This window comes from Rhodococcus sp. DMU2021 (assembly GCF_019641445.1).
GTDB lineage: Bacteria > Actinomycetota > Actinomycetes > Mycobacteriales > Mycobacteriaceae > Rhodococcus > Rhodococcus pyridinivorans.
The window spans coordinates 228,329-249,979 of sequence record NZ_JAIFKB010000001.1; the positions used below are offsets into that span (position 1 = coordinate 228,329).

22 protein-coding genes are annotated in these 21,651 nt (G+C 69.4%); 16 read left to right on the plus strand and 6 right to left on the minus strand.

The features are described 5' to 3' along the window. Nucleotides 1-65 precede the first annotated feature (65 nt). The 3 genes from K3M35_RS01070 to dprA are packed head-to-tail and all read left to right on the plus strand — an operon-like array spanning nucleotide 66 to nucleotide 3,078. A complete protein-coding gene (locus K3M35_RS01070; RefSeq protein ID WP_019289117.1) occupies nucleotides 66-440 on the plus strand; it encodes a YraN family protein in 375 nt (124 codons plus the stop codon). Further along, on the plus strand, nucleotides 440-1,948 hold the full coding sequence (locus K3M35_RS01075; RefSeq protein ID WP_220665880.1) for a YifB family Mg chelatase-like AAA ATPase: 1,509 nt from the start codon (nucleotides 440-442) through the stop codon (nucleotides 1,946-1,948). Before K3M35_RS01070 ends, K3M35_RS01075 begins: the two co-directional genes overlap by 1 nt. After that, nucleotides 1,945-3,078, plus strand: a complete 1,134-nt coding sequence (dprA, locus tag K3M35_RS01080; RefSeq protein WP_033096503.1) for a DNA-processing protein DprA — start codon at nucleotides 1,945-1,947, stop codon at nucleotides 3,076-3,078. Before K3M35_RS01075 ends, dprA begins: the two co-directional genes overlap by 4 nt. A 24-nt stretch (nucleotides 3,079-3,102) precedes the next feature. On the opposite strand, the gene K3M35_RS01085 is transcribed toward dprA, so the two are convergent. Together K3M35_RS01085 and K3M35_RS01090 are read right to left on the minus strand one after the other, a co-directional pair. After that, nucleotides 3,103-4,419: a ClC family H(+)/Cl(-) exchange transporter gene (locus K3M35_RS01085; protein ID WP_220665881.1), complete on the minus strand. Its 1,317-nt coding sequence runs from the start codon at nucleotides 4,417-4,419 to the stop codon at nucleotides 3,103-3,105. Nucleotides 4,420-4,561: 142 nt separating this feature from the next. After that, complete coding sequence (locus K3M35_RS01090) at nucleotides 4,562-4,828, minus strand: hypothetical protein (RefSeq protein ID WP_220665882.1); 267 nt, start codon at nucleotides 4,826-4,828, stop codon at nucleotides 4,562-4,564. Between the two features lie 114 nt (nucleotides 4,829-4,942). On the opposite strand from K3M35_RS01090, the gene K3M35_RS01095 reads away from it, so the two are divergent. After that, nucleotides 4,943-5,707 (plus strand): siderophore-interacting protein, encoded by a 765-nt coding sequence (locus tag K3M35_RS01095; protein WP_006550969.1) that lies wholly within the window; start codon nucleotides 4,943-4,945, stop codon nucleotides 5,705-5,707. A 15-nt stretch (nucleotides 5,708-5,722) separates the two neighbouring features. On the opposite strand, the gene K3M35_RS01100 is transcribed toward K3M35_RS01095, so the two are convergent. Next, nucleotides 5,723-6,910, minus strand: a complete 1,188-nt coding sequence (locus K3M35_RS01100) for a multidrug effflux MFS transporter (RefSeq protein WP_033096707.1) — start codon at nucleotides 6,908-6,910, stop codon at nucleotides 5,723-5,725. A gap of 85 nt (nucleotides 6,911-6,995) precedes the next feature. On the opposite strand from K3M35_RS01100, the gene K3M35_RS01105 reads away from it, so the two are divergent. Both K3M35_RS01105 and K3M35_RS01110 read left to right on the plus strand, forming a co-directional pair. Further along, entirely contained in the window at nucleotides 6,996-7,934 is a 939-nt protein-coding gene (locus tag K3M35_RS01105) for a tyrosine recombinase XerC (RefSeq protein WP_006550971.1), read from the plus strand. A 66-nt stretch (nucleotides 7,935-8,000) separates the two neighbouring features. Continuing rightward, entirely contained in the window at nucleotides 8,001-9,515 is a 1,515-nt protein-coding gene (locus tag K3M35_RS01110; RefSeq protein ID WP_220665883.1) for a MinD/ParA family protein, read from the plus strand. A 74-nt stretch (nucleotides 9,516-9,589) separates the two neighbouring features. On the opposite strand, the gene K3M35_RS01115 is transcribed toward K3M35_RS01110, so the two are convergent. Next, nucleotides 9,590-10,093 carry a M23 family metallopeptidase gene (locus K3M35_RS01115; protein ID WP_220665884.1) on the minus strand — a complete coding sequence of 168 codons (504 nt, stop codon included), beginning with the start codon at nucleotides 10,091-10,093 and terminating at the stop codon, nucleotides 9,590-9,592. Nucleotides 10,094-10,400: 307 nt separating this feature from the next. On the opposite strand from K3M35_RS01115, the gene rpsB reads away from it, so the two are divergent. From rpsB to K3M35_RS01145, 6 genes are all read left to right on the plus strand, one after another. Then, nucleotides 10,401-11,243 (plus strand): 30S ribosomal protein S2, encoded by an 843-nt coding sequence (gene rpsB / locus K3M35_RS01120; protein ID WP_024100637.1) that lies wholly within the window; start codon nucleotides 10,401-10,403, stop codon nucleotides 11,241-11,243. A 130-nt stretch (nucleotides 11,244-11,373) separates the two neighbouring features. Next, the gene (tsf, locus tag K3M35_RS01125) at nucleotides 11,374-12,198 is read left to right on the plus strand and encodes a translation elongation factor Ts (protein ID WP_220665885.1); all 825 of its coding nucleotides are present in this window, start codon (nucleotides 11,374-11,376) and stop codon (nucleotides 12,196-12,198) included. Nucleotides 12,199-12,395: 197 nt separating this feature from the next. Then, the gene (pyrH, locus tag K3M35_RS01130; RefSeq protein WP_006550976.1) at nucleotides 12,396-13,124 is read left to right on the plus strand and encodes a UMP kinase; all 729 of its coding nucleotides are present in this window, start codon (nucleotides 12,396-12,398) and stop codon (nucleotides 13,122-13,124) included. Between the two features lie 28 nt (nucleotides 13,125-13,152). Further along, complete coding sequence (gene frr / locus K3M35_RS01135; RefSeq protein ID WP_024100638.1) at nucleotides 13,153-13,710, plus strand: ribosome recycling factor; 558 nt, start codon at nucleotides 13,153-13,155, stop codon at nucleotides 13,708-13,710. A gap of 2 nt (nucleotides 13,711-13,712) precedes the next feature. Then, nucleotides 13,713-14,651 carry a phosphatidate cytidylyltransferase gene (locus tag K3M35_RS01140; RefSeq protein ID WP_220665886.1) on the plus strand — a complete coding sequence of 313 codons (939 nt, stop codon included), beginning with the start codon at nucleotides 13,713-13,715 and terminating at the stop codon, nucleotides 14,649-14,651. Between the two features lie 7 nt (nucleotides 14,652-14,658). Continuing rightward, complete coding sequence (locus K3M35_RS01145) at nucleotides 14,659-15,405, plus strand: class I SAM-dependent methyltransferase (RefSeq protein WP_052039969.1); 747 nt, start codon at nucleotides 14,659-14,661, stop codon at nucleotides 15,403-15,405. A gap of 12 nt (nucleotides 15,406-15,417) precedes the next feature. On the opposite strand, the gene K3M35_RS01150 is transcribed toward K3M35_RS01145, so the two are convergent. Then, the gene (locus K3M35_RS01150) at nucleotides 15,418-16,251 is read right to left on the minus strand and encodes a CoA ester lyase (protein WP_220665887.1); all 834 of its coding nucleotides are present in this window, start codon (nucleotides 16,249-16,251) and stop codon (nucleotides 15,418-15,420) included. A 136-nt stretch (nucleotides 16,252-16,387) separates the two neighbouring features. On the opposite strand from K3M35_RS01150, the gene rlmN reads away from it, so the two are divergent. Next, a complete protein-coding gene (gene rlmN, locus K3M35_RS01155; RefSeq protein ID WP_064061626.1) occupies nucleotides 16,388-17,497 on the plus strand; it encodes a 23S rRNA (adenine(2503)-C(2))-methyltransferase RlmN in 1,110 nt (369 codons plus the stop codon). A 65-nt stretch (nucleotides 17,498-17,562) separates the two neighbouring features. On the opposite strand, the gene K3M35_RS01160 is transcribed toward rlmN, so the two are convergent. After that, nucleotides 17,563-17,811, minus strand: coding sequence for a DUF2631 domain-containing protein (locus K3M35_RS01160; RefSeq protein ID WP_026003452.1), 249 nt, complete (start codon nucleotides 17,809-17,811; stop codon nucleotides 17,563-17,565). A gap of 151 nt (nucleotides 17,812-17,962) precedes the next feature. Between K3M35_RS01160 and dxr the strand changes: the two genes are divergently transcribed. Genes dxr through ispG form a run of 3 tightly spaced genes read left to right on the plus strand, consistent with a single transcriptional unit; the run spans nucleotide 17,963 to nucleotide 21,547 of the window. Beyond that, on the plus strand, nucleotides 17,963-19,114 hold the full coding sequence (dxr, locus tag K3M35_RS01165; RefSeq protein ID WP_220665888.1) for a 1-deoxy-D-xylulose-5-phosphate reductoisomerase: 1,152 nt from the start codon (nucleotides 17,963-17,965) through the stop codon (nucleotides 19,112-19,114). 15 nt (nucleotides 19,115-19,129) lie between these two features. After that, a complete protein-coding gene (locus tag K3M35_RS01170) occupies nucleotides 19,130-20,347 on the plus strand; it encodes an RIP metalloprotease (protein ID WP_024100644.1) in 1,218 nt (405 codons plus the stop codon). A gap of 45 nt (nucleotides 20,348-20,392) precedes the next feature. Further along, nucleotides 20,393-21,547, plus strand: a complete 1,155-nt coding sequence (ispG, locus tag K3M35_RS01175; RefSeq protein ID WP_220665889.1) for a flavodoxin-dependent (E)-4-hydroxy-3-methylbut-2-enyl-diphosphate synthase — start codon at nucleotides 20,393-20,395, stop codon at nucleotides 21,545-21,547. Nucleotides 21,548-21,651: the final 104 nt, after the last annotated feature.

Sequence of the window (21,651 nt, forward strand, 5' to 3'; positions counted from 1 at the left end):
ACAGTTTCCCCGATCTTCGTGCTCGGACCCCGATTCCGCGTGCCCCGGTCCTCCACAGTGGGGGCATGCAGGGGACCAATCGGACATCACACAACCGGGATCTGGGCGCGCGAGGCGAGGATCTTGCCGCCGAATACCTTGAGTCGACCGGCATGGTCGTGCTCGAACGGAACTGGCGCAGCCGATACGGCGAACTCGATCTCATCGCACAGGACGGCGCGTCCGTCGTCTTCGTCGAGGTCAAGACCCGCACCGGCACCGGCTACGGCACCCCCGCCGAGGCGGTGACGCCCGCGAAGGCCGAACGGATCCGTCGCCTCGCCGGACAGTGGTTGTCCGAGCAGACGCGCCGCTGGTCGCACATCCGCGTCGATGTGGTCACCGTCCTGCTCGCGCGGGGACACGCCCCGGAGATCACCCATCGCAAGCAGGTCCTCTGATGGCGCTCGGCCGTGCCTGGTCGGTCGCCGTCTCCGGGATCGACGGGCAGGTCGTCGAGATCGAAGCCGACATCGGGCGAGGTCTGCCGGGCGTGACGATGGTCGGGCTGCCCGACACCGCGCTCCAGGAGTCGCGCGACCGGGTGCGCGCCGCCGTGTCGAATTCCGGTGCCAAGTGGCCGGATTCGAAGGTCGTGCTCGCACTGTCGCCGGCCACGCTGCCGAAGGTCGGCAGTGTCTACGATCTCGGACTGGCGTGCGCGGTGCTCGACGCAGCGGATGTCGTGCCGACCGAGGCCGTCTCCCAGACGGTGCTGCTCGGCGAACTCGCGCTCGACGGGCGCGTCAGGCCGGTGCGCGGTGTGCTGCCCGCCGTGCTCACGGCGAAGAAACACGGCTGGTCGCGCGTGGTGGTGCCGACCGCGACGATGACCGAAGCGGCGCTCGTCGACGGCATCGACGTCTACGGCGCCGAGACACTGCGCGAGTTGGTGCTCTGGCTCCAGGGCGACGGTCCGCTCGAACGGCCCGATCCGCGCGCGCTGCCACCGCGGGCGGTGCGCGGCGATCTCAGCGAAGTGGTCGGCCAGCACGAAGCGCGTCGCGCGATCGAGGTCGCTGCGGCCGGCGCGCACCACCTGATGTTGACCGGCCCGCCGGGAATCGGGAAAACAATGCTCGCGCAGCGACTTCCGGGGATCCTGCCGGACCTGGACGAAAGTCACGCCCTCGAGGTGACGGCCATCCATTCGGTGGCGGGCACCCTCACCAGCGACCGGCCGCTCGTGACGGAACCGCCCTTCATCGCGCCCCATCACACGGCGTCGGTGAGTTCGCTGATCGGAGGCGGTACCGGCATGGCGAAACCCGGCGCGGTGAGCCGGGCACACCGTGGCGTGCTGTTCCTCGACGAGGTCGCCGAGATGGGGACGAAGACACTCGAAGCGCTGCGGACGCCGCTCGAGGACGGGGAGGTGCGCATCGCCCGCCGGGACGGTGTCGCGCGATATCCGGCCCGCTTCCAGCTGATCCTCGCCGCCAACCCGTGCCCGTGCGCACCACCACGCGACGCCGACTGCGTGTGCGCGCCGACCGCACGTCGCCGCTATCTGGGGCGTCTGTCGGGCCCGCTCCTCGACCGCGTCGACCTGCGGGTCCGGATGCAAGCCGTCGCGACCAGCGCGTTGATGGGGGAGACCGGCGAGAGCACCGACGACGTACGGGCGCGCGTCGCCCGGGCGAGAGCCGCGGCACGCGAGCGGTGGGCCGAGCACGGCTGGGCCACCAACGCCGAGGTGCCCGGGCCGGCTCTGCGGCAGAAGTTCCGTCTTCCACGTGCTGCGCTCGAACCCGTCGAATGGGCGCTGCGCAAGGGCGCCATCACCGCGCGAGGAGCGGATCGGGCACTGCGGGTCGCGTGGACGCTGAGCGACCTCGACGGTTCTGATTCGCCGACGGCGACGCACGTCGCTGCCGCACTCGACTTCCGGGATCGGGGTGTCGCATGAGCGGGCACGGCGACGAACGGCGCCTGGCCTGGGCCTATCTGTCGACCGTCGCACAGGGTGCGTCGCGTTCGTTGTCGGCGGCAGTGGAAGCCGAGGGTGTACTCGAGGTGGCAGCCGCCATCCGGTCGGGTGCGGGCCTCGACGAACTCTCGTCGCGGTACTCGGTGCGGGCGCACCTCGATACCGCGGCACGGGATCTCGATCGTTTGGGACGGGCCGGCGGGCGACTGGTCACGCCCGACGACGACGAATGGCCTGCCTGGCAGATGCTCGGCTTCGGCACTCTCGACACCGCGACCGACGCCGAAGGGCCACCCCTCGCGCTGTGGGTGTGGGGGAGCCGGCGGATCGACGACCTCGCCGAACGCGCGATCGGCATCGTCGGGACCCGCGCCGCGAGCGGTTACGGGGAGCACGTCACCGCCGAGATCGCCGGGGATCTCGCCGCCGACGGATGGACGGTCGTGTCCGGCGCGGCCTTCGGCGTCGACGCGGCCGCACACCGCGCGGCGCTCGGGGTGGGTGGCACCACCGTCGCGATCCTGGCCTGCGGTGTCGACCGGGCGTATCCGGCGGCACACGCGACGATGTTGCGGCGGATCTCCGAATCGGGTCTGGTGGTGAGCGAGTATCCCCCGGGCACGACTCCGGCGCGGTACCGGTTCCTCGCCCGCAACCGGCTGATCGCGGGGTTGTCCGCCGGCACGGTCGTCGTCGAGGCGGGCTGGCGCAGCGGGGCGCGCAACACCGCGGCGTGGGCGCGACGACTCGGGCGGCCTGTCATGGCGGTGCCCGGACCGGTGACCTCGGCGGCCTCGCAGGGCTGTCACCGCATGATCAGGGAGGGCGAGGCGCGTCTGGTGGGCGCGGCGCGCGACGTCGTCGAGGAGTGCGGTCCGCTGCTGGCGGGCGGGGACGACGACCTCGACGGCCTGTTCCGCCGCGACCTGGACGGATTGTCGGGCGACATGGCCCTTGTCTACGAGGCGCTTCCGGCGTCGGATGTCTGTGATCCGGCGATGGTGGCCGAGTCCGCGGGGCTGCCGATCGAGCGGGTGCGGGCGGCGCTGCCCCTGCTCGAACTCGACGGTCTGGTGGTGGTGACGGACGGAGGGTGGCGGCGGACGTGACGGCGGATCGACGCCCGGGGCGGTCTACCCCCGGTCGGGAGGGGTGCCGAACATGCGGTCGCGCAGGCTGTCGTAGATGGGCGGGACCCGCGTGGAATACGCCACGACGACGGCGCAGATCGTCGCGGCGAGCATCGGGACCGTCACTCCCGTCGCCGCGGTCATCTCCACGACGAGGACGACTCCGGTGATCGGGGCCCGCACCGACGCGCCGAAGAGAGCGGCCATCCCCGCGATGGCCATCGGCACGGCCAGGGACGACCCGATCCCGGGGACGATCGCGGTACAGATCCCGGCGCACAACAGACCCCAGAGAGCGCCCAGTGCGAGGAGCGGCGCGAACAGTCCGCCCGGTGTCCCGGCCGCGTACGACAGCGGGCCGGCGACGAACCGCAGCAGGACGTACCAGGCGACCACCGGCAGTGCGAGCGCACCACCGCTCACCACGTGCTGGACGAGGGAGTCGCCGCCACCGCCGGCCCACGGTGCGACCACGGACAACAACCCGACGAGTCCGCCGATGATTGCAGCCTTCATCACCGGGGAGAGCGACCGGACCGACTCCACCACGCTCAGCGAGCCCAGGACCATCCGGTTGTAGGCCGCGCCGAGCAGCCCGGTGAGCAGACCGAACACCACGAACACGGGCAGCAGGACGATCGACGGGGGAGCGATGGGGTCCACGGCGAAGTCGGGGGTGTCGCCGACGATCGTCCGCGAGCACACCACCGCGGCGGCCACCGACAGGACGACGGGTACGACCGTGCGGAAACGGAAGCTGCCGGTGACCTCCTCGAAGACGAACAGCGCACCGCCGATCGGGGCATTGAACGCGACCGCGAGTCCGGCACCGGACACCGAGGTCTGCAGCAGACGTTCGTGCTCGGGACGCCGGGCGCAGCGTGCGGTCTCGGCGCCCACCGCGGCACCCATGTGCACGATCGAGCCCTCCCGTCCCAGGACGAGACCCGACCCGATCGACAGGAGCGCCCCGACGAATCTGGAGGGCAGCACCGACAGAGGTGGGGGCTCGGCCTGCCCGCGGTCGACGGCTTCGACGTGCTGGATTCCGCTACCCGAGGCGAGGGGGACCATCCGGACGATCAGCGCTGCGAGCAGAGCGCCAAGGATCGTGATTCCCACCGGCACGAGCCATCCCGGACCGGGAAGTTCGTGCGCCCACTCCGCGGTGTGGATCCGCCATCGCTCGAGCCGTTCCAGGCACCAGCGGAAGGCCCCGCCGACGACGCCGATGACGGCGCCGGCCACGATCGCCAGCACACAGATCGTCGCCAGTTCGCGAGCGGGAACGGTAGGTTCCCGCACGTTCTCGATGTCCACCCGGCGCCCTCCGACCTGCCGCCGACGCGCCGATCCGCCCGGCGGTGCCGGAGACGGTCGCGCGAAGGAGTCGTGACCGTATGTTCACAGACTCCGAGACGTTTCGCGGGGACGCGCGAGGGTGAATTCGGAGGAGGACCGCCTACTCGGCCGAGGTGTCGGCGGTCGGCTCGTCCTCGACGTACCAAGCGCGGTCCTCGCGGTCCCATTTCACGGCACCGGGGTGGGCCTTGCGGAACTCCTTGAGGACGGCGCGGTCGATCGAGGGGTGGCCGTTGTCGTTCACGTAGATCCACTCGGAGCCGAACTTGGCCTCGATCGCGTCGACCATGTCGGTCTGGGTGACCCTGCGTTCGGTGGTGATGATGTCGGTCATCCATGTGGCGATGTCGGCCGCGGTGGTGCTCATGTTCTCGAGCCTAGAGCCTCGCCGATCGTGACCTCCCCGCCGCACCCCGCGACAGAGTACGGTGACGCGAGATAGGTAACCCTAATAGGAGGTTCGGTGGCACGGAAAGCGCCCATGGGGACGACACTCACGGTTCTGCGGACCGAGGCGATCGGCGAGCACTTCGTCCGCGTGGTGCTCGGCGGAGACGGCTTCGGCGAGTTCCAGGCCCGTGCGGAGACCGACAGCTACGTGAAGATCGAGCTGCCCGCGGGGGACGAGACGGTCGTCCGCACCTACACCGTCCGGCGCGTGGACCCGGACGCCGGGGAGATCTGGATCGACTTCGTCGTGCACGGCGACGAGGGTGTCGCGGGGCCGTGGGCTCGCTCGGTGCAACCGGGCACGCAGGTCGTGGTGCGGGGACCCGGCGCGGGATACCGGCCCGATCGCTCCGCCGACTTCCATCTGCTCGCCGGCGACGAGACCGCGATCCCTGCGATCGCGACTGCGCTCGAGGACCTGCCCGCCGACGCGCGGGGCGCGGTCTTCCTGGAGGTCATCGGTCCAGGCGACGAACTGAAACTCGACGCGCCGGCGGGTGTGGACATCACGTGGCTCCATCGCGGTGTCGCGGCCGGTGACGCCGGTGCCGACCTGATCGACGGCAACTCGCCGCTCGTCGCAGCGGTGAAGGCCCTGCCCTGGCCGGGCGGCGACGTGCAGGTCTTCGTGCACGGTGAGGCCGAGGCCGTCATGAAGCACATCCGGCCGTACCTGCGGAAGGAACGGGCCGTACCGCCGGCACGCGCGTCGATCTCGGGTTACTGGCGTCGCGGACGCACCGAGGAGGGCTTCCGCGTATGGAAGAGCGAACTGGCGGCCGTCGAGAGCAACTGACGGCGGCGGTTCGCGTCAGCTCGAGGACTCGCGCGCCGGCACCGCGGCCGAGTCACGCGCCAGCACCGCAGCGGAGGTGAGCGCGAGTCCCGAGCACACGACGATGGCGACGGCCATCGGGATACCTGTGCCTTCGCCGCCGAGCCCGACGAGGGGGGAGACCACGGCGGCGAGACCGAACTGGGAGGCGCCGATCACGGCGGAGCCCGTACCGGCCGCCTTCGGGACCTGCGACTGGGCCAGCGCGGTGGCGTTGCCCAGCGTCAGTCCCATCATGCTGATCGCGACGAACAGCAGCGGCAGGATCAGCGCCGCGACGTAGCCGACGACGACCATCGTCAGCAACAGCAGGGCGCCCGCCGTGAACATGGTGGTCACACCGAAGAGCAGCAGTGTCCGCACCTCGAACCGGCCGATGAGGCGGGTGTTGACGGCATTGGCCAGCACGAGACCGGCCGAGTTCACGGCGAACACCATCGAGAACTGGCCGGGGCTCAGACCGAGGATGTTCTGGGTGACGAACGGCGAGGCCGAGATGTACGAGAACATGGCGCCGAAGCCCAGGGCCATCGCGGCGGCGTAACCGACGAAGCGTCGCTGCCGGAGGACGTACCCGAAGTTGCCGGCCATCGTCTTCAGACCGCCGCCGTGCCGCTCCTCCGGCGGCAGGGTCTCCGGGACGAACGCGAAGGCGCCGACGGCCATCAGGACGGCCAGGCCCGTGAGCACCCAGAAGATGCCGCGCCATCCGATCGGTCCCAGCAGCACACCACCGAGCAGAGGAGCGGCGACGGGCGCGATGCCACCGATGATCATCATCAGGCTGAACAGCTTGGCGGCCTGATTGCCTCGCGCCCGGTCGGCGATGACCGCCCGGGCGAGGACGATGCCGGTGCCGCCGCTGAAGCCCTGGACCAGACGCGCAGCGATCAGGATCTCGACGGTGGGTGCCATCGCGCAGATCGCGCTGCTCACCGCCAGGACGATCGTGCCGGCGAGGATCAGCCGTCGACGGCCCCAGCCGTCCGACAGGGGACCCACGAGCAGCTGGCCGAGTCCGAGACCCGCCATGAACGTCGTGAGTGTGAGCTGGACGCCGACGGTCGAACTGCCCAGGCTCTCCGCCATGACGGGAAGTCCCGGGAGGTACATGTCCGTGGCGAGCGGCGCGATCGCCGACAGCAACGCCAGGGCGCACAACATCGGTACCGGGATCGTTTTGTTCACGAAAGCACCTTAGTCGGCGCGGGCCGTTGCACCCGAGGCGGTCGTGCCGCACGGTAGACCCATGCGAGGCAAGGAATCCGACATGCTCCCCGCGACGCTGGACGTGCACCTCGGGGACTTCGTCGACCACCTCCGCCTCGAAGGCAACCGCTCGGAACACACGATCCGCGCCTATCGCGCCGACATCCGTTCGCTGTTGCAGCACCTCGCCGACCGGAATCCCGATGCGCGCATCACCGACCTCGACCTCGATCTGCTGCGATCCTGGCTCGCCGGGATGGTGGCGGCGGGAGCGGCCCGCACCACGCTCGCGCGGCGCACCTCGTCGGCACGCGTCTTCACGGCATGGCTCGTACGCACCCGCCGACTCGACGCCGATCCGGCGACGCGTCTGGTCTCGCCACGTCCGCACCGCTCCCTGCCCGCCGTGCTCCGCGACGACCAGGCACTGGAGATCATGGAGGCCGCGAAATCCGGTGCGCGTGAACTCGATCCCGTCGCACTGCGTGACCGGGTGATCGTCGAGCTGCTCTATGCCACCGGAATCCGGGTCGGTGAGCTGTGCGCGGTCGACATCGACGACGTCGACGCCGAGCGGCGGGTCGTCCGGGTTCTCGGCAAGGGCGACAAGGAACGGATCGTTCCCTACGGAGGTCCCGCGGCAGAGGCGCTCGACGCGTGGCTGCGTCACGGACGCCCGCATCTCGCACGACCGTCGTCGGGTGCGGCGCTGCTGCTGGGCAAGCGTGGTGGCCGGATCGATCAGCGGCAGGTCCGGTCTGTGGTGCACGACGCCGTCTCGTCGGTGCCGGGCGCACCCGACCTCGCACCGCACGGCCTGCGGCACAGTGCTGCGACGCACCTGCTCGAAGGGGGAGCGGACCTGCGCGTGGTCCAGGAGGTGCTGGGCCATTCGAGTCTGGCCACCACGCAGCTCTACACCCACGTGTCGGTGGCGCGTCTGCGCGCCGCGCACGATCAGGCTCATCCCCGCGCCTGATCGGCCTGCCCGAGAAGCCGTCCCGGTTTGATAGCGTGCGCCGGCACCATCGAATCGGGGGAACAGATGAGACGCAACGAACCGGGTCCTGCCGTGCCCGCCTGGCTGCAGGACCCACCGGAATCCGGAACCGACCACGCGCGACGCGGCCTCCGCCGCGCGGCCAGAGTCGCCGAGACGCTCGGCTCCTCCACTTCGCCTGGCGACGGTGCGATTCCGCCCACTGCCTCCGCTCCGATCGAGATGACGGCCTCCGTGCCTCTCGGCATGGCGTTGCGGCCCCGGATCAGCGCAGACGACCCGGAGCCGGAGGCGTCCGAACCGCTCGCCGCGCACAAACCGGCGCGACCCGAGAATCCGGTGTTCCCATCGTCGGAGCCCGAGGCGGCGGTCTCGGCAGCGACCGATGCGGTGGTTCCGGAAGCCGTGACCGAACCCGAGCCTGAGCCCGTCTTCTCGGAAGCGGCACCCGAAGCCATGGAGACGCAGCCCGACACTGTGGCACCTGCACCTGCACCTGAGGTGTCGAGCCCGGAGACTACGGAGGTCGCTCTTGGACCGGTCGAACCCGAGGTCTCGGGCCCGCTACCGGCGCGAACGGACGCTCCGGTCGACGACCTGCAACACGAGGCCCAGCGGTTCGACCATCAGCCGTCGAATGTCGACCTCGCGTCGGGAGTGCTCGTCCGCAGGTCACGACGTTCCACGCGGCGGTGGCGGGAGCGGGTCGACCGGCTGACCGGCGGCAGGCTCGACGGAGGAGGCAGTGAGCGCCGCGAGGAGCTCGTCGCCCGGATCCGCCAGCCGATCCCGGGCGACTACCGGATCGCGGTGCTGTCGCTGAAGGGCGGGGTGGGAAAGACCACCACGACCGTCGGGCTCGGGTCGACGTTCGCGTCGCTGCGCGGCGACTGCGTCATCGCCGTCGACGCGAATCCGGACTTCGGCACCCTCGGGCAGAGAATTCCGCAGCAGACCACCTCGACGGTGCGGGACCTGCTCGCGAACGCGTCGAACATCCGCCGGTACTCGGACGTGCGTGCCCACACCTCCCAGGCGCCGAGCCGGCTCGAAGTGCTCGCGAGCGAACGCGATCCCGCTGCCTCCCAAGCGTTCAGCGAGGAGGACTACCGCCGCGTCGTCGGCATTCTGCAGGTCTACTACAACGTGATCCTCACCGACTGCGGGACCGGGATCATGCATTCGGTTATGCGGGGCGTGCTGGACCTGGCGAACACCCTCGTCCTCGTCGCCTCACCTGCGGTCGACGCGGCCCGCAGTGCGGCGGCGACCCTCGACTGGCTGCAGGCGCACGGCTACTCCGACCTGGTCGAACGCACGGTCGTGGTGATCAGCTCGCCGCGCCCGGGTGCGGCGAGCATCGACATGGACGCGCTGACCGCGCATTTCCTCGCGCGGTGCCGGGCGGTGAAGGTGCTGCCCTTCGACGAGCATCTCGCCGAGGGAGCCGAGATCGATCTCGAACGCCTCCGCCCCGCGACACGCACGGCGTTCGTCGAACTCGCCGCGATGGTCGCCGACGACTTCCCTGCACTGTCGGGTCGACACGCGGGGCGCTAGTCGGGTCGACACGCGGGGCGCTAGTCGGGTCGACACGCAGTGCGCCAGGCGGGGCGCACGGGCCCCGGGACGTCTCATACCGGCAGCAGGCGGATCACAGGGCGCTCGACGAGGGGCAGCGGGTCGAGATAGTCGTCGCGGCCGCGTCGGAGTCCCCAGTGCAGGCATGCGGGGGAGGCGCAGCCATCGTGACCGGCGACGACGGTGCCGATGGGATCGCCCCTCGTCACCCGGCGACCCGCGGCGACCGCCGCCTCCACCGGCTCGTAGGTGGTGCGCAGCCCGCCCTCGTGATCGACGGAGACCACAGGCTTCCCGGCCACGACACCGGCGAACGCGACGACGCCGTCACCGGCGGCCACGACGGTCTGCCCCACGTGTGCGTCGAGGTCGACACCGCGGTGACCGGGGAGCCAGTTCTGCTCGGGCGGGTCGAACTGCCGGCTCACGACCGGCCGGGGATCGAGTGGCCACACGAACCGTCCGGCGTCGGCCGATCCGGGTCCCGGCGCAGCGGTGAGCACGACGACCACGGCGATCACGACGGCGAGCGACCGGAGGGGAGCGGGGAGGAGCATGCCCGCCAGCCTCGTGAATCGGAGTCGCTGCGCACCAGGGGGCGACGCGATCTGTGGACAACTCCGGATCCGTCCACAGGTCCGGTGACTCCCGGTTAGGGATCCGCGCCTGCTCCGCGTACACTTGTCGGGCGGTCTGTATACGCAGATCGACTTCGCGCGTCCGCGCATCGATGCCGACCCGTTTCTCCGGGCCGCATCGGAAATGGCCGTCGGCCGGTCCCGCAAGGGTTCGACGGGCATGTGGGCGCCAGGGCGGGGATCGGAAGATCCACCGCGGAAACCGACACGAAAGAGAGAAACAGGCATGCCTGTTGTGACTATGCGGCAGCTGCTCGACAGCGGCGCCCACTTCGGACACCAGACCCGTCGCTGGAACCCGAAGATGAAGCGGTTCATCTTCACCGACCGCAACGGCATCTACATCATCGACCTGCAGCAGACCCTGACGTACATCGACAAGGCGTACGAGTTCGTCAAGGAGACCGTCGCTCACGGTGGAACCGTGCTGTTCGTCGGCACCAAGAAGCAGGCTCAGGAATCCATCGCCGAAGAGGCCACCCGCGTGGGCATGCCCTACGTGAACCAGCGCTGGCTCGGCGGCATGCTCACCAACTTCTCGACCGTTCACAAGCGCCTGCAGCGCCTGAAGGAGCTCGAGTCGATGGAGCAGACCGGCGGCTTCGAGGGACGCACCAAGAAGGAAATCCTCATGCTCACGCGTGAGAAGAACAAGCTGGAGCGCACCCTCGGCGGCATCCGCGACATGGCGAAGGTTCCGTCGGCGATCTGGGTCGTCGACACCAACAAGGAGCACATCGCCGTCGGTGAGGCCCGCAAGCTGAACATCCCGGTCATCGCCATCCTCGACACCAACTGCGATCCGGACCTCGTCGACTACCCGATCCCGGGCAACGACGACGCGATCCGTTCCGCGGCGTTGCTGACCAAGGTCGTCGCTTCCGCCGTCGCCGAGGGCCTGCAGGCCCGCGCCGGCAAGAGCAGCGACGCGGAGGCCAAGCCCGAGGCCGGTGCCGAGCCTCTCGCCGAGTGGGAGCAGGAGCTGCTCGCGCAGGCCACCCCCGCCGCCGACGCCGAGGCGCCCGCAGCGGACGTAGCCCCCGCAGCAGACGCGGCCCCCGAGGCCTGATTCGTTGCCCGGCCCCGACCTTCCGATCGAGAGATCCTGGTCGGGGCCGTCGCATCGCGGCCCGAGCTCATCCGCGCGACAGGGCCGCCCCCAGAGACTTTTCCACCACAGACACAGGAGGCTCGCTTCCATGGCGAACTACACCGCCGCCGACGTCAAGCGTCTTCGTGAGCTCACCGGCTCCGGAATGCTGGACTGCAAGAACGCTCTCGCCGACAACGACGGCGACTTCGACAAGGCCGTCGAGCAGCTGCGCATCAAGGGTGCCAAGGACGTGGGCAAGCGCGCCGAGCGCTCCACCGCCGAAGGCCTCGTCGTCGCCAAGGACGGCGTTCTCGTCGAGCTGAACTCCGAGACCGACTTCGTCGCCAAGAACGACGAGTTCCAGGCTCTCGCCGACAAGGTCGTCACCGCTGCCGCACAGGCCCGCGCGAACGACGTCGAGGTACTCAAGGCCGTCGAGGCCGACGGCAAGACCGTCGACGCCCTCGTCCAGGAGCTGTCCGCGAAGATCGGCGAGAAGCTCGAGCTGCGTCGCGTTGCCGCTTTTGACGGTCAGACCGCCGTCTACCTGCACAAGCGTGCTTCCGACCTGCCGCCGTCCGTCGGCGTGCTCGTCGAGTACACCGGTGAGGGCGACGCTGCTGCAGAGGCCGCTCGCGCTGCCGCCATGCAGATCGCCGCTCTGAAGGCCAAGTACGTCACCCGTGACGAGGTTCCCGAGGACATCGTCGCCAACGAGCGTCGTATCGCCGAGGAGACCGCCAAGGCCGAGGGCAAGCCGGAGCAGGCTCTGCCGAAGATCGTCGAAGGCCGCGTCAACGGCTACTTCAAGGATGTCGTCCTGCTCGAGCAGGCGTCCGTGACGGACTCGAAGAAGACCGTCAAGGCGATCCTCGACGAGGCCGGCGCGAACGTCGTCCGCTTCGTGCGTTTCGAGGTCGGCGCCAGCTAGTTCTTCCACTCCACGACCCCGTCGGTGCTGCTACCGGCGGGGTCGAGGTGTGTCGGGCCACGCCGCCTCGGGGCCCGGAGGCGCCCGCGCGTGCTGCGCGGTGACAGGTGTGGCGTGTCTATCCGCCCGATCTCGGTTCCCGCGAGCGGATGAGGCAGGATGATAAGGGCCGATTCATGCGCAACCAGAGGAGAGTCATGTCCGACCACGCCCACGATCGGCCCGGATTCCGCCGGGTACTGCTCAAGCTCGGCGGCGAGATGTTCGGCGGCGGCAAGGTCGGACTCGACCCGGACGTGGTGACGACGGTGGCCCAGCAGATCGCGGAGGTCGTGCGCGGTGGCGCCGAGGTCGCGGTCGTGATCGGTGGCGGCAACTTCTTCCGCGGCGCCGAACTCCAGCAGCGCGGTCTCGAACGCGCGCGATCCGACTACATGGGCATGCTCGGCACGGTCATGAACTCCCTTGCGCTGCAGGACTTCCTGGAGAAGGAAGGCATCGACACCCGCGTCCAGACCGCCATCACGATGGGGCAGGTCGCCGAGCCCTACCTGCCGCTGCGTGCGCGCCGCCACCTCGAGAAGGGGCGTGTGGTCATCTTCGGTGCCGGCATGGGCATGCCGTACTTCTCCACCGACACCACCGCCGCGCAGCGCGCACTCGAGATCGGCGCCGAGGTCGTCCTCATGGCGAAGGCCGTGGACGGTGTCTATTCCGACGATCCCCGCACGAACCCGGATGCGGTGCTGTTCGAGGAGATCACCCATCGCGAGGTCATCGAACAGGGCCTCAAGGTCGCCGACGCGACCGCCTTCAGCCTGTGCATGGATAACGCCATGCCGATCATGGTCTTCAATCTGCTGACCAAGGGCAATATCGCCCGAGCCATCGCCGGTGAGAAGATCGGAACACTCGTACGGTCATGAACGGACAACGGAACATGGAGGAACTGCCGTGATCGATGAAGCCCTCTTCGAAGCAGAAGAGAAGATGGAGAAGGCCGTCACGGTGGCCCGGGACGATCTGGGTGGCATCCGGACCGGTCGCGCGAACCCGGGCATGTTCAACCGCATCGTCGTCGACTACTACGGGGCTCCCACGCCGATCACGCAGATCGCCAGCATCAATGTTCCCGAGGCGCGCATGGTCATCGTCAAGCCGTACGAGGCCTCGCAGCTGAACGCGATCGAGACCGCGATCCGCAACTCCGATCTCGGTGTCAATCCCACCAACGACGGCAACATCATCCGCATCTCGGTCCCGCAGCTCACCGAGGAGCGTCGCCGCGAACTCGTCAAGCAGGCAAAGGCCAAGGGCGAGGACGCCAAGGTCGCCGTGCGCAACGTCCGCCGCAAGGCGATGGAGGAACTCGGCCGCATCCAGAAGGACGGCGAGGCCGGCGAGGACGATGTGAACCGCGCCGAGAAGGAACTCGACAAGACGACCGCCAAGTACGTCGGTCAGATCGACGAGTTGATCAAGCACAAGGAAGCCGAACTGATGGAGGTCTGACAGTGGGTCGAGCCGACGGGTCCTCCGACCCGCAGCTTCCACTCGGTGCCGGAGCCGACTCCGGTGCCACCCCTGCAGACCCGGCACCGGCCCCCGACCCTGCGTCGGAGCCGGTGAAGAAACCCTCACGGGCGGGACGCGACCTGCCGGCCGCCTTCGCGGTCGGCGGGGGTCTGGGTGCGCTCGTCATCGGGATCCTGCTGTTCGCCCCGAAGGCGTGGCTCGCCGTCGTCGCGATCGCCATCGGCATCGCGACCTGGGAGGTCACCAAGCGTCTGCGTGAAGCCGACGTGCTCGTCCCCAGACTGCCGCTGCTGGTCGGTGGTCAGGCGATGATCTGGCTCGGGTGGCCGTACGGCACAACGGGTGTGCTCGGCGCGTTCGCGGGCACGGTCGTCGTGACGATGCTGTGGCGCCTGTTCGACCACGGTCTCGTCGCGCAGCCACGCAACTACCTGCGCGATACCGCTGTCGCGGTCTTCGTCGCCGCCTGGTTGCCGCTGCTGGCGTCGTTCGCGACCCTCATGGTCCTCGAGGATCAGGGCGCGCAGCGCGTGTTCTGCCTGATGCTCGTGTGCGTGGCGTCGGACATCGGTGGCTACGCAGCGGGCGTGCTCTTCGGTAAGCACCCGATGGTGCCGGCGATCAGCCCGAAGAAGTCCTGGGAGGGGTTCGGCGGGTCGCTCGTGGCGTGCGTCGCCGTCGGCGTCCTCACGGTCATGCTTCTGCTCGACGGCCCGTGGTGGGTCGGTGTGATCCTCGGTGCGGTGCTCGTGTTCACGGCGACGGCCGGAGATCTGATCGAGTCGCAGGTCAAACGCGACCTCGGTATCAAGGACATGGGCACCTTGCTGCCCGGTCACGGTGGCATCATGGACCGGCTCGACTCGATCCTGCCGTCGGCCTTCGTCACCTGGCTGATCCTCACGGCCTTCGTGTAGTCGGCCGATGGTGCGTCCGTCGAAGCTTCGTGCGCCGAAGTCGGGAAGTGGTGTGATCGCCAGCCCCAACATCTGGCACTGGCCCGAGGTGTACGAGGAGGAGAACCGCGCGCAGGACCCCCGCGGCGCCGTGTACGCGGCGCTGCGGGAGGCCGCGGACTGGATCGGCCGCCACGTCGTCGACGTCGGGTGCGGTTCGGGTTTCCACCTTCCGATGTTCGCGTCCGACGCACGCACGGTGACCGGAATCGAGCCGCACCCGCCGCTGGTCGCCGCGGCCCGCACCCGCGTGAAAGGTCTTCCGTCGGTCACCGTGACGGAAGGCTCCGCCGCGGACATGCCGCTGCCTGACGCCTCGGTCGATCTCGTCCACGCCCGCACCGCCTACTTCTTCGGCCCCGGGTGCGGCGCCGGAATCCTCGAGGCCATGCGGGTGCTGCGTCCCGGCGGGGCGCTCGCCGTCGTCGACCTCGACGCCACCGCCCATCCCTACGGCGACTGGATGCGCGACGACCTCCCGCACTACGACCCGGCCGCGGTCGAGGCGTTCTTCGAGGCGCAGGGATTCGATCTGCGCCGCATCGACACGCTGTGGGAGTTCCCGGACCGCGCGACCCTCGAGCGGGTGCTCGGCATCGAGTTCGCACCCCGCGTCGCGACCCGGGCGATCCGGGAGACACCCGGCACGACGCTTACCGTCCGCTACCGGCTGCACGTGCGCCGCAGACCCATCGGCGGCCTGGAACTGAGCTGAGACCGGTCAGCGCTACCGGCCGATACCGAACATCCGCGCCAGCTCGGTGATCTTCTTCGCCTTCGCGAGGTTCGGCAGGTCGCTGCCGTCGCGGACGTTGCGCCCGTCCTCACCGAGCTTGTCGATGATGCCTTCCGCCCAGTCCACGTCCGTGCTGTTCGGGCTCAGAGCCACGTTCGCGTACGACGCGCGTTCGCCGGTCATGCACAACTTGCCGGTCATCCCCATCGAGCGCGTCAGCTCGGCCTCATGTTCGAGGACCTCGGGGTCGTCGCTGAGTGTGGGTCCGTCGATGGGTCCCGGCAGGCGCGCGGCGCGGCTTGTGATGACCAACCGGGATCTCGCGTATGCCATCGCCATCGGGCTGTCGCTCATGCCGGTGTCGCGCCGGAAGTCGCCGCTGCCGAAGACCAGGCGGAAGGTGCCCTCCGCGCGGGCGATCTCGGGAGCCGCCTCGAGACCCATCGCCGACTCGATCAACACGAGGATGCGCGTGCCCTCCGGCAGCAGGTCGGCGGTGGCCTCGACCTGGTGACCGCTCTCCGCCTTCGCGAGCATGACGCCCTGCAGGCCCGATAGGCCGGCGAGCGCGGCGAGATCGTCGGCCCAGAACGACGTGGTGGCGTCGTTGACCCGCACCCAGGCCTTCCCACCCTCGCGCAGCCACGCCACGATGCCGTCGCGAGCGGCGGGTTTGGCCGCGGCGGGTACGGCATCCTCGAGGTCGAGCACCACCGCATCGGCGGGCGAGTCGGCGGCGGCGTCGAAGAGATCGGGGGAGCGGCCCGGAACGAGCAACCACGAGCGTGCGACTTCGGGAGCGACGAGACCGGTCATGATGTCCATGCTCCCGTATTCCCCCTCCGCGCCCGGGTGACTCGGCGTGAGGGAGACCGAGCGGTGACACCGGCACAGGAATGGGGGCGAGTATCACAGCGACACCGCGACCCATCCGTCCCGGATCATGGGACAATGGGTGATTATGGCTTCTTCTCTGCCCCTGGTCTTCGATGCGCCCAAGCGTGGTCTTCCGCCGCGCCATCTTGCCGACCTCGACGCAGATCAGCGTCGTGATGCGGTGCGCGAACTGGGGCTGCCGGCCTTCCGTGCCGACCAGCTCGCCCGGCAGTACTACGGACGGCTCGAGGCGGATCCGGCGAAGATGACCGATCTTCCCGCCGCCGTCCGCGACAAGGTGGGGGAGTCGCTGTTCCCGCCTCTGCTCAGCGCGGTCAAGCACATCGCGTGCGACGGAGGGGAGACCCGCAAGACGTTGTGGCGCGCGCACGACGGCACCCTTCTCGAGAGCGTGCTCATGCGGTATCCCGACCGCGCCACGCTGTGTATCTCGAGCCAGGCGGGGTGCGGCATGGCGTGCCCGTTCTGCGCGACAGGCCAGGGCGGCCTCGACCGGAACCTGTCCACGGCGGAGATCGTCGATCAGGTGCGTGCGGCTGCTGCGGCGCTGCGCGACGGTGACGTCGCCGGCGGACCCGGACGGCTGTCGAACGTCGTGTTCATGGGCATGGGGGAGCCGCTCGCGAACTACAAGCGGGTGGTCGCGGCGGTGCGCCGCATCACCTCACCTGCCCCCGAAGGGCTCGGCCTGTCGCAGCGCTCGGTCACCGTCTCCACCGTGGGACTGGCACCGGCCATCCGGCGCCTCGCCGACGAAGGTCTGAGCGTCACCCTCGCGGTGTCGCTGCACACCCCGGACGACGAACTGCGCGACACCCTCGTCCCCGTCAACAACAGGTGGTCGGTCGCCGAGGTTCTCGAGGCGGCGCGGTACTACGCCGACAAGACCGGCCGGCGCGTCTCGATCGAGTACGCCCTCATCCGCGACGTCAACGACCAGCCGTGGCGCGCCGACATGCTCGGCAAGAAGCTCCACAAGGCGCTCGGGTCGCTCGTGCACGTCAACTTGATCCCACTGAACCCCACACCGGGCAGCGAGTGGGACGCCAGCCCGAAGGACGTCGAACGCGAATTCGTGCGGCGCGTGCAGGCCCAGGGCGTGTCGTGCACCGTGCGCGACACGCGTGGCCAGGAGATCGCGGCAGCCTGCGGGCAGCTCGCCGCCGAAGGATGAGGCGGCACCGAAGACACGACGGGGCCCGTCCGGAGAATCCGGACGGGCCCCGAACGTTCGTGGAACTAGCGCAGACGGCGCCGGCGCACCGCGTCGCGCGCGACGATGAACACGAGCAGGGCCGCCGAGCCGATCAGGTACAGGCTCTCCACGTGTCCTTCGTGGTTGCCGATGAGCATCAGCAGCAGGAACGCCGCGACGACCAGGGCCATGACGCGGAAGAACTTGGGGGCTTCCCCGCTCCAACCCCACTCGGCCGACGGAACTTCCGCCGCCACATCACTACGAGTGGACTGCAACTCGGTACCGGCCACGGCTTCCTCCTGCTCACCAGATGCTGCTGTTGCTGCTTATCGTGACATACGACCCCCTGTCGTACGAAGCGGGGCATGCGTGCGGTGCGTTCCGACGGGTGGATGCCGGGCGGTTCAGGAACCGTTCAGGTGCGTGGGGAACAATGCTCGCGTGGCCGAGACTCGATCTTCTTCCCGCACCCGGGTGCTCCTGCTGGGCAGTACCGGTTCCATCGGTACCCAGGCACTCGACGTGATCGCCGCCAATCCCGACGACTTCGAAGTCGTCGGTCTCGCCGCGGGCGGAGGCAAGACGGACCTACTCGCCGAACAGATCCGCGCGACCGGCGTCCGCGAGGTCGCCGTGGCCGATCCCGACGCCGCCGCCCGGCTCGACCTGCCGGTCCGGAGCGGCCCGACCGCCGTCACCGAGCTCGTGCGTGAGGTCGGCGCGGACGTCGTGCTCAACGCCCTCGTCGGCTCCCTCGGTCTCGAACCGACCCTCGCGGCGCTCGGCACCGGCGCGAGACTCGCATTGGCGAACAAGGAGTCGCTGGTCGCGGGCGGGTCGCTCGTCACGAAGGCGGCGGGGCCGGGCCAGATCGTGCCCGTCGACTCGGAGCACTCCGCGCTCGCGCAGTGCCTGCGCGGCGGCACCGGCGGCGAGGTGGCGCGTCTCGTGCTCACCGCCTCGGGCGGTCCGTTCCGCGGCTGGACCGCCGATCGCCTCGAATCGGTGACGCCCGAACAGGCCAGCGCCCACCCCACCTGGTCGATGGGGCCGATGAACACCCTCAACTCGGCGACCCTCGTCAACAAGGGACTCGAACTCATCGAGACCCACCTGCTCTTCGGTGTGGACTACGACCGGATCGACGTGACGGTGCACCCGCAGTCGATCGTGCACTCGATGGTCACCTTCGTCGACGGATCGACCCTTGCCCAGGCATCGCCGCCGTCGATGAAGCTGCCGATCGCGCTGGCCCTCGGCTGGCCGCACCGCGTCCCGCACGCCGCCCCGGCACTCGACTTCTCGACCGCGTCCACCTGGGAGTTCGAACCCCTCGACGACGACGTCTTCCCCGCCGTGCGGCTCGCGCGCCAAGCGGGCGTGGGCGGCGGATGCCTCACCGCCGTCTACAACGCGGCCAACGAGGTCGCCGCCGAGGCCTTCCTCGCGGGGACGCTGTCGTTCCCGCGGATCGTGCAGACCGTCGAGGCCGTGCTGAACGACGCACACGAGTGGTCCGCCGAACCCAGTACCGTGGACGACGTGCTCGCCGCCGACGGCTGGGCCCGCGACCGGGCGCGCACACTCGTATAGGAGGATCGGCCACTCATGATGTTCGTACTGGGCGTGGTGGTGTTCGCCCTCGGCATCGCCGTCTCCATCGCCCTGCACGAGGCCGGCCACATGTGGACGGCGCAGAAGCTGGGCATGAAGGTCCGGCGCTATTACATCGGGTTCGGTCCCCGTGTGTTCGCCTTCCGGCGCGGGGAGACCGAATACGGTCTCAAAGCGGTTCCGGCCGGCGGGTTCTGCGACATCGCCGGCATGACGGCCCTGGACGAACTCGCGCCCGACGAGGTCGAGCGCGCGATGTACAAGCAGAAGACGTGGAAGCGTCTCGTCGTGATGTCGGGTGGCATCGCGATGAACTTCCTGCTCGGCATCGTGCTCATCTACGGCCTCGCTGCCAGCGCGGGGCTGCCCAACACCGACAACCGTGCGGTGGTCGGCACCGTCGGCTGTGCCGCGCCGACCCAGGACGGGCCGCCCGACTACACCCCGGCCGACTGCTCGGGTCCCGGCCCGGCCGAGCAGGCCGGCATCGAACCGGGCGACGTGATCGTCGCCGTGGACGGGCAGTCCGTCGAGACCTTCGGCGACCTCGTCCGGGCCACGCAGCCCCTGTCGGGCACCGTACCGTTCACCGTCGAGCGTGGTGACGAGACCCTCACCGTGCCCGTCACGGTCCAGCAGGTCCAGCGCTGGGTCTACGAGAGCGAGTCGCTCGACGCCGAACCCGTCTCCCGCACCGTCGGTGCGATCGGGGTCGGGGGAGAGCCGGGCATCATCGAGTACACGCCGCTCTCGGCGATCCCCGCGACCTTCGACTTCACCGGTTACCTGGCGGTCCGCACGGCCGAGGCCCTCGTGAGCCTGCCGAGTAAGGTCGCCGACCTGTGGACGGCCGTCACCGGGGGAGAGCGCGCGGTCGACACCCCGGTCAGTGTCGTGGGCGCCAGTGTCATCGGCGGCCAGTTCGCCGAGCGCGGCATCTGGGAGTCGTTCGTGTTGTTGCTCGCTCAGCTGAACTTCTTCCTCGGTGCGTTCAACCTCCTCCCGCTGCTGCCGCTCGACGGTGGGCACATGGCCGTCGCGATCTACGAGAAGGCCCGCAACTGGCTGCGCGGCCTGCGCGGACTGCCGGTCGGCCCTCCCGTGGACTACATGAAACTGCTGCCGCTGACCTATGTGGCGGTGGTCATCGGTGGCGCCTACATGGTGCTCACCCTTACAGCAGACATCGTCAACCCCATCAAGCTGTTCTGATCTGCGCCGGTAGACTTGCCGAGTAGCGACGAAAGAAGGCGAACTGTGACCAGCCCCGTCGGATTGGGCATGCCCGAAATTCCTGCGGTCCTCGCACCCCGACGCAAGACCCGCCAGCTCATGGTCGGAAATGTCGGCGTCGGCAGCGATCATCCGGTGTCCGTGCAGTCGATGACTACCACGAAGACGCACGACGTGAACGCCACCCTCCAGCAGATCGCGGAGCTCACGGCGTCCGGCTGCGACATCGTGCGTGTCGCGTGCCCGCGTCAGGAGGACGCCGACGCACTCCCGATCATCGCGAAGAAGAGCAAGATCCCGGTGATCGCCGACATCCACTTCCAGCCGCGGTACATCTTCGCCGCGATCGACGCCGGTTGCGCGGCCGTGCGCGTCAATCCCGGCAACATCAAGGAGTTCGACGGTCGCGTCAAGGAGGTCGCCAAGGCGGCCGGAGACGCCGGGATCCCCATCCGGATCGGCGTCAACGCCGGCTCCCTCGACCCCCGGCTCCTCGCCAAGTACGGCAAGGCCACCCCGGAGGCGCTCGTCGAGTCCGCCCTGTGGGAGGCGAGCCTGTTCGAGGAACACGGCTTCGGCGACATCAAGATCTCCGTCAAGCACAACGACCCCGTCGTGATGGTCGAGGCCTACCGGCAGCTCGCCGCGCAGTGCGACTACCCGCTGCACCTCGGTGTGACCGAGGCCGGCCCCGCCTTCCAGGGCACCGTCAAGTCGGCCGTCGCCTTCGGTGCGCTGCTGAGCGAGGGCATCGGCGACACCATCCGCGTGTCCCTGTCGGCGCCGCCCGCCGAGGAGATCAAGGTCGGCACGCAGATCCTGCAGTCGCTGAACCTGCGTCCCCGCAAACTCGAGATCGTCTCGTGCCCGTCCTGCGGGCGTGCCCAGGTGGACGTCTACTCCCTCGCCAACGAGGTCACCGCCGGACTCGAGGGCATGGAGGTGCCGCTGCGGGTTGCGGTGATGGGTTGCGTCGTCAACGGACCCGGTGAGGCTCGTGAGGCGGACCTCGGTGTGGCCTCCGGAAACGGCAAGGGCCAGATCTTCGTCAAGGGCAAGGTCATCAAGACCGTGCCCGAGGCGCAGATCGTCGAGACCCTCATCGAGGAAGCGATGCGCATCGCCGACGAGATGGACGGCAACGACTCGGGCGGCGGCCCCGTGGTGTCGGTCGGCTGATACGGGTGGGGCGCACGGGACGGCGTTCTCTCACTTTCGAGGACTCAGGTTTCCACGCCGCCGTCCGGCATGGCACTCTGATCTCGTATCGGCTTCTCGACGGG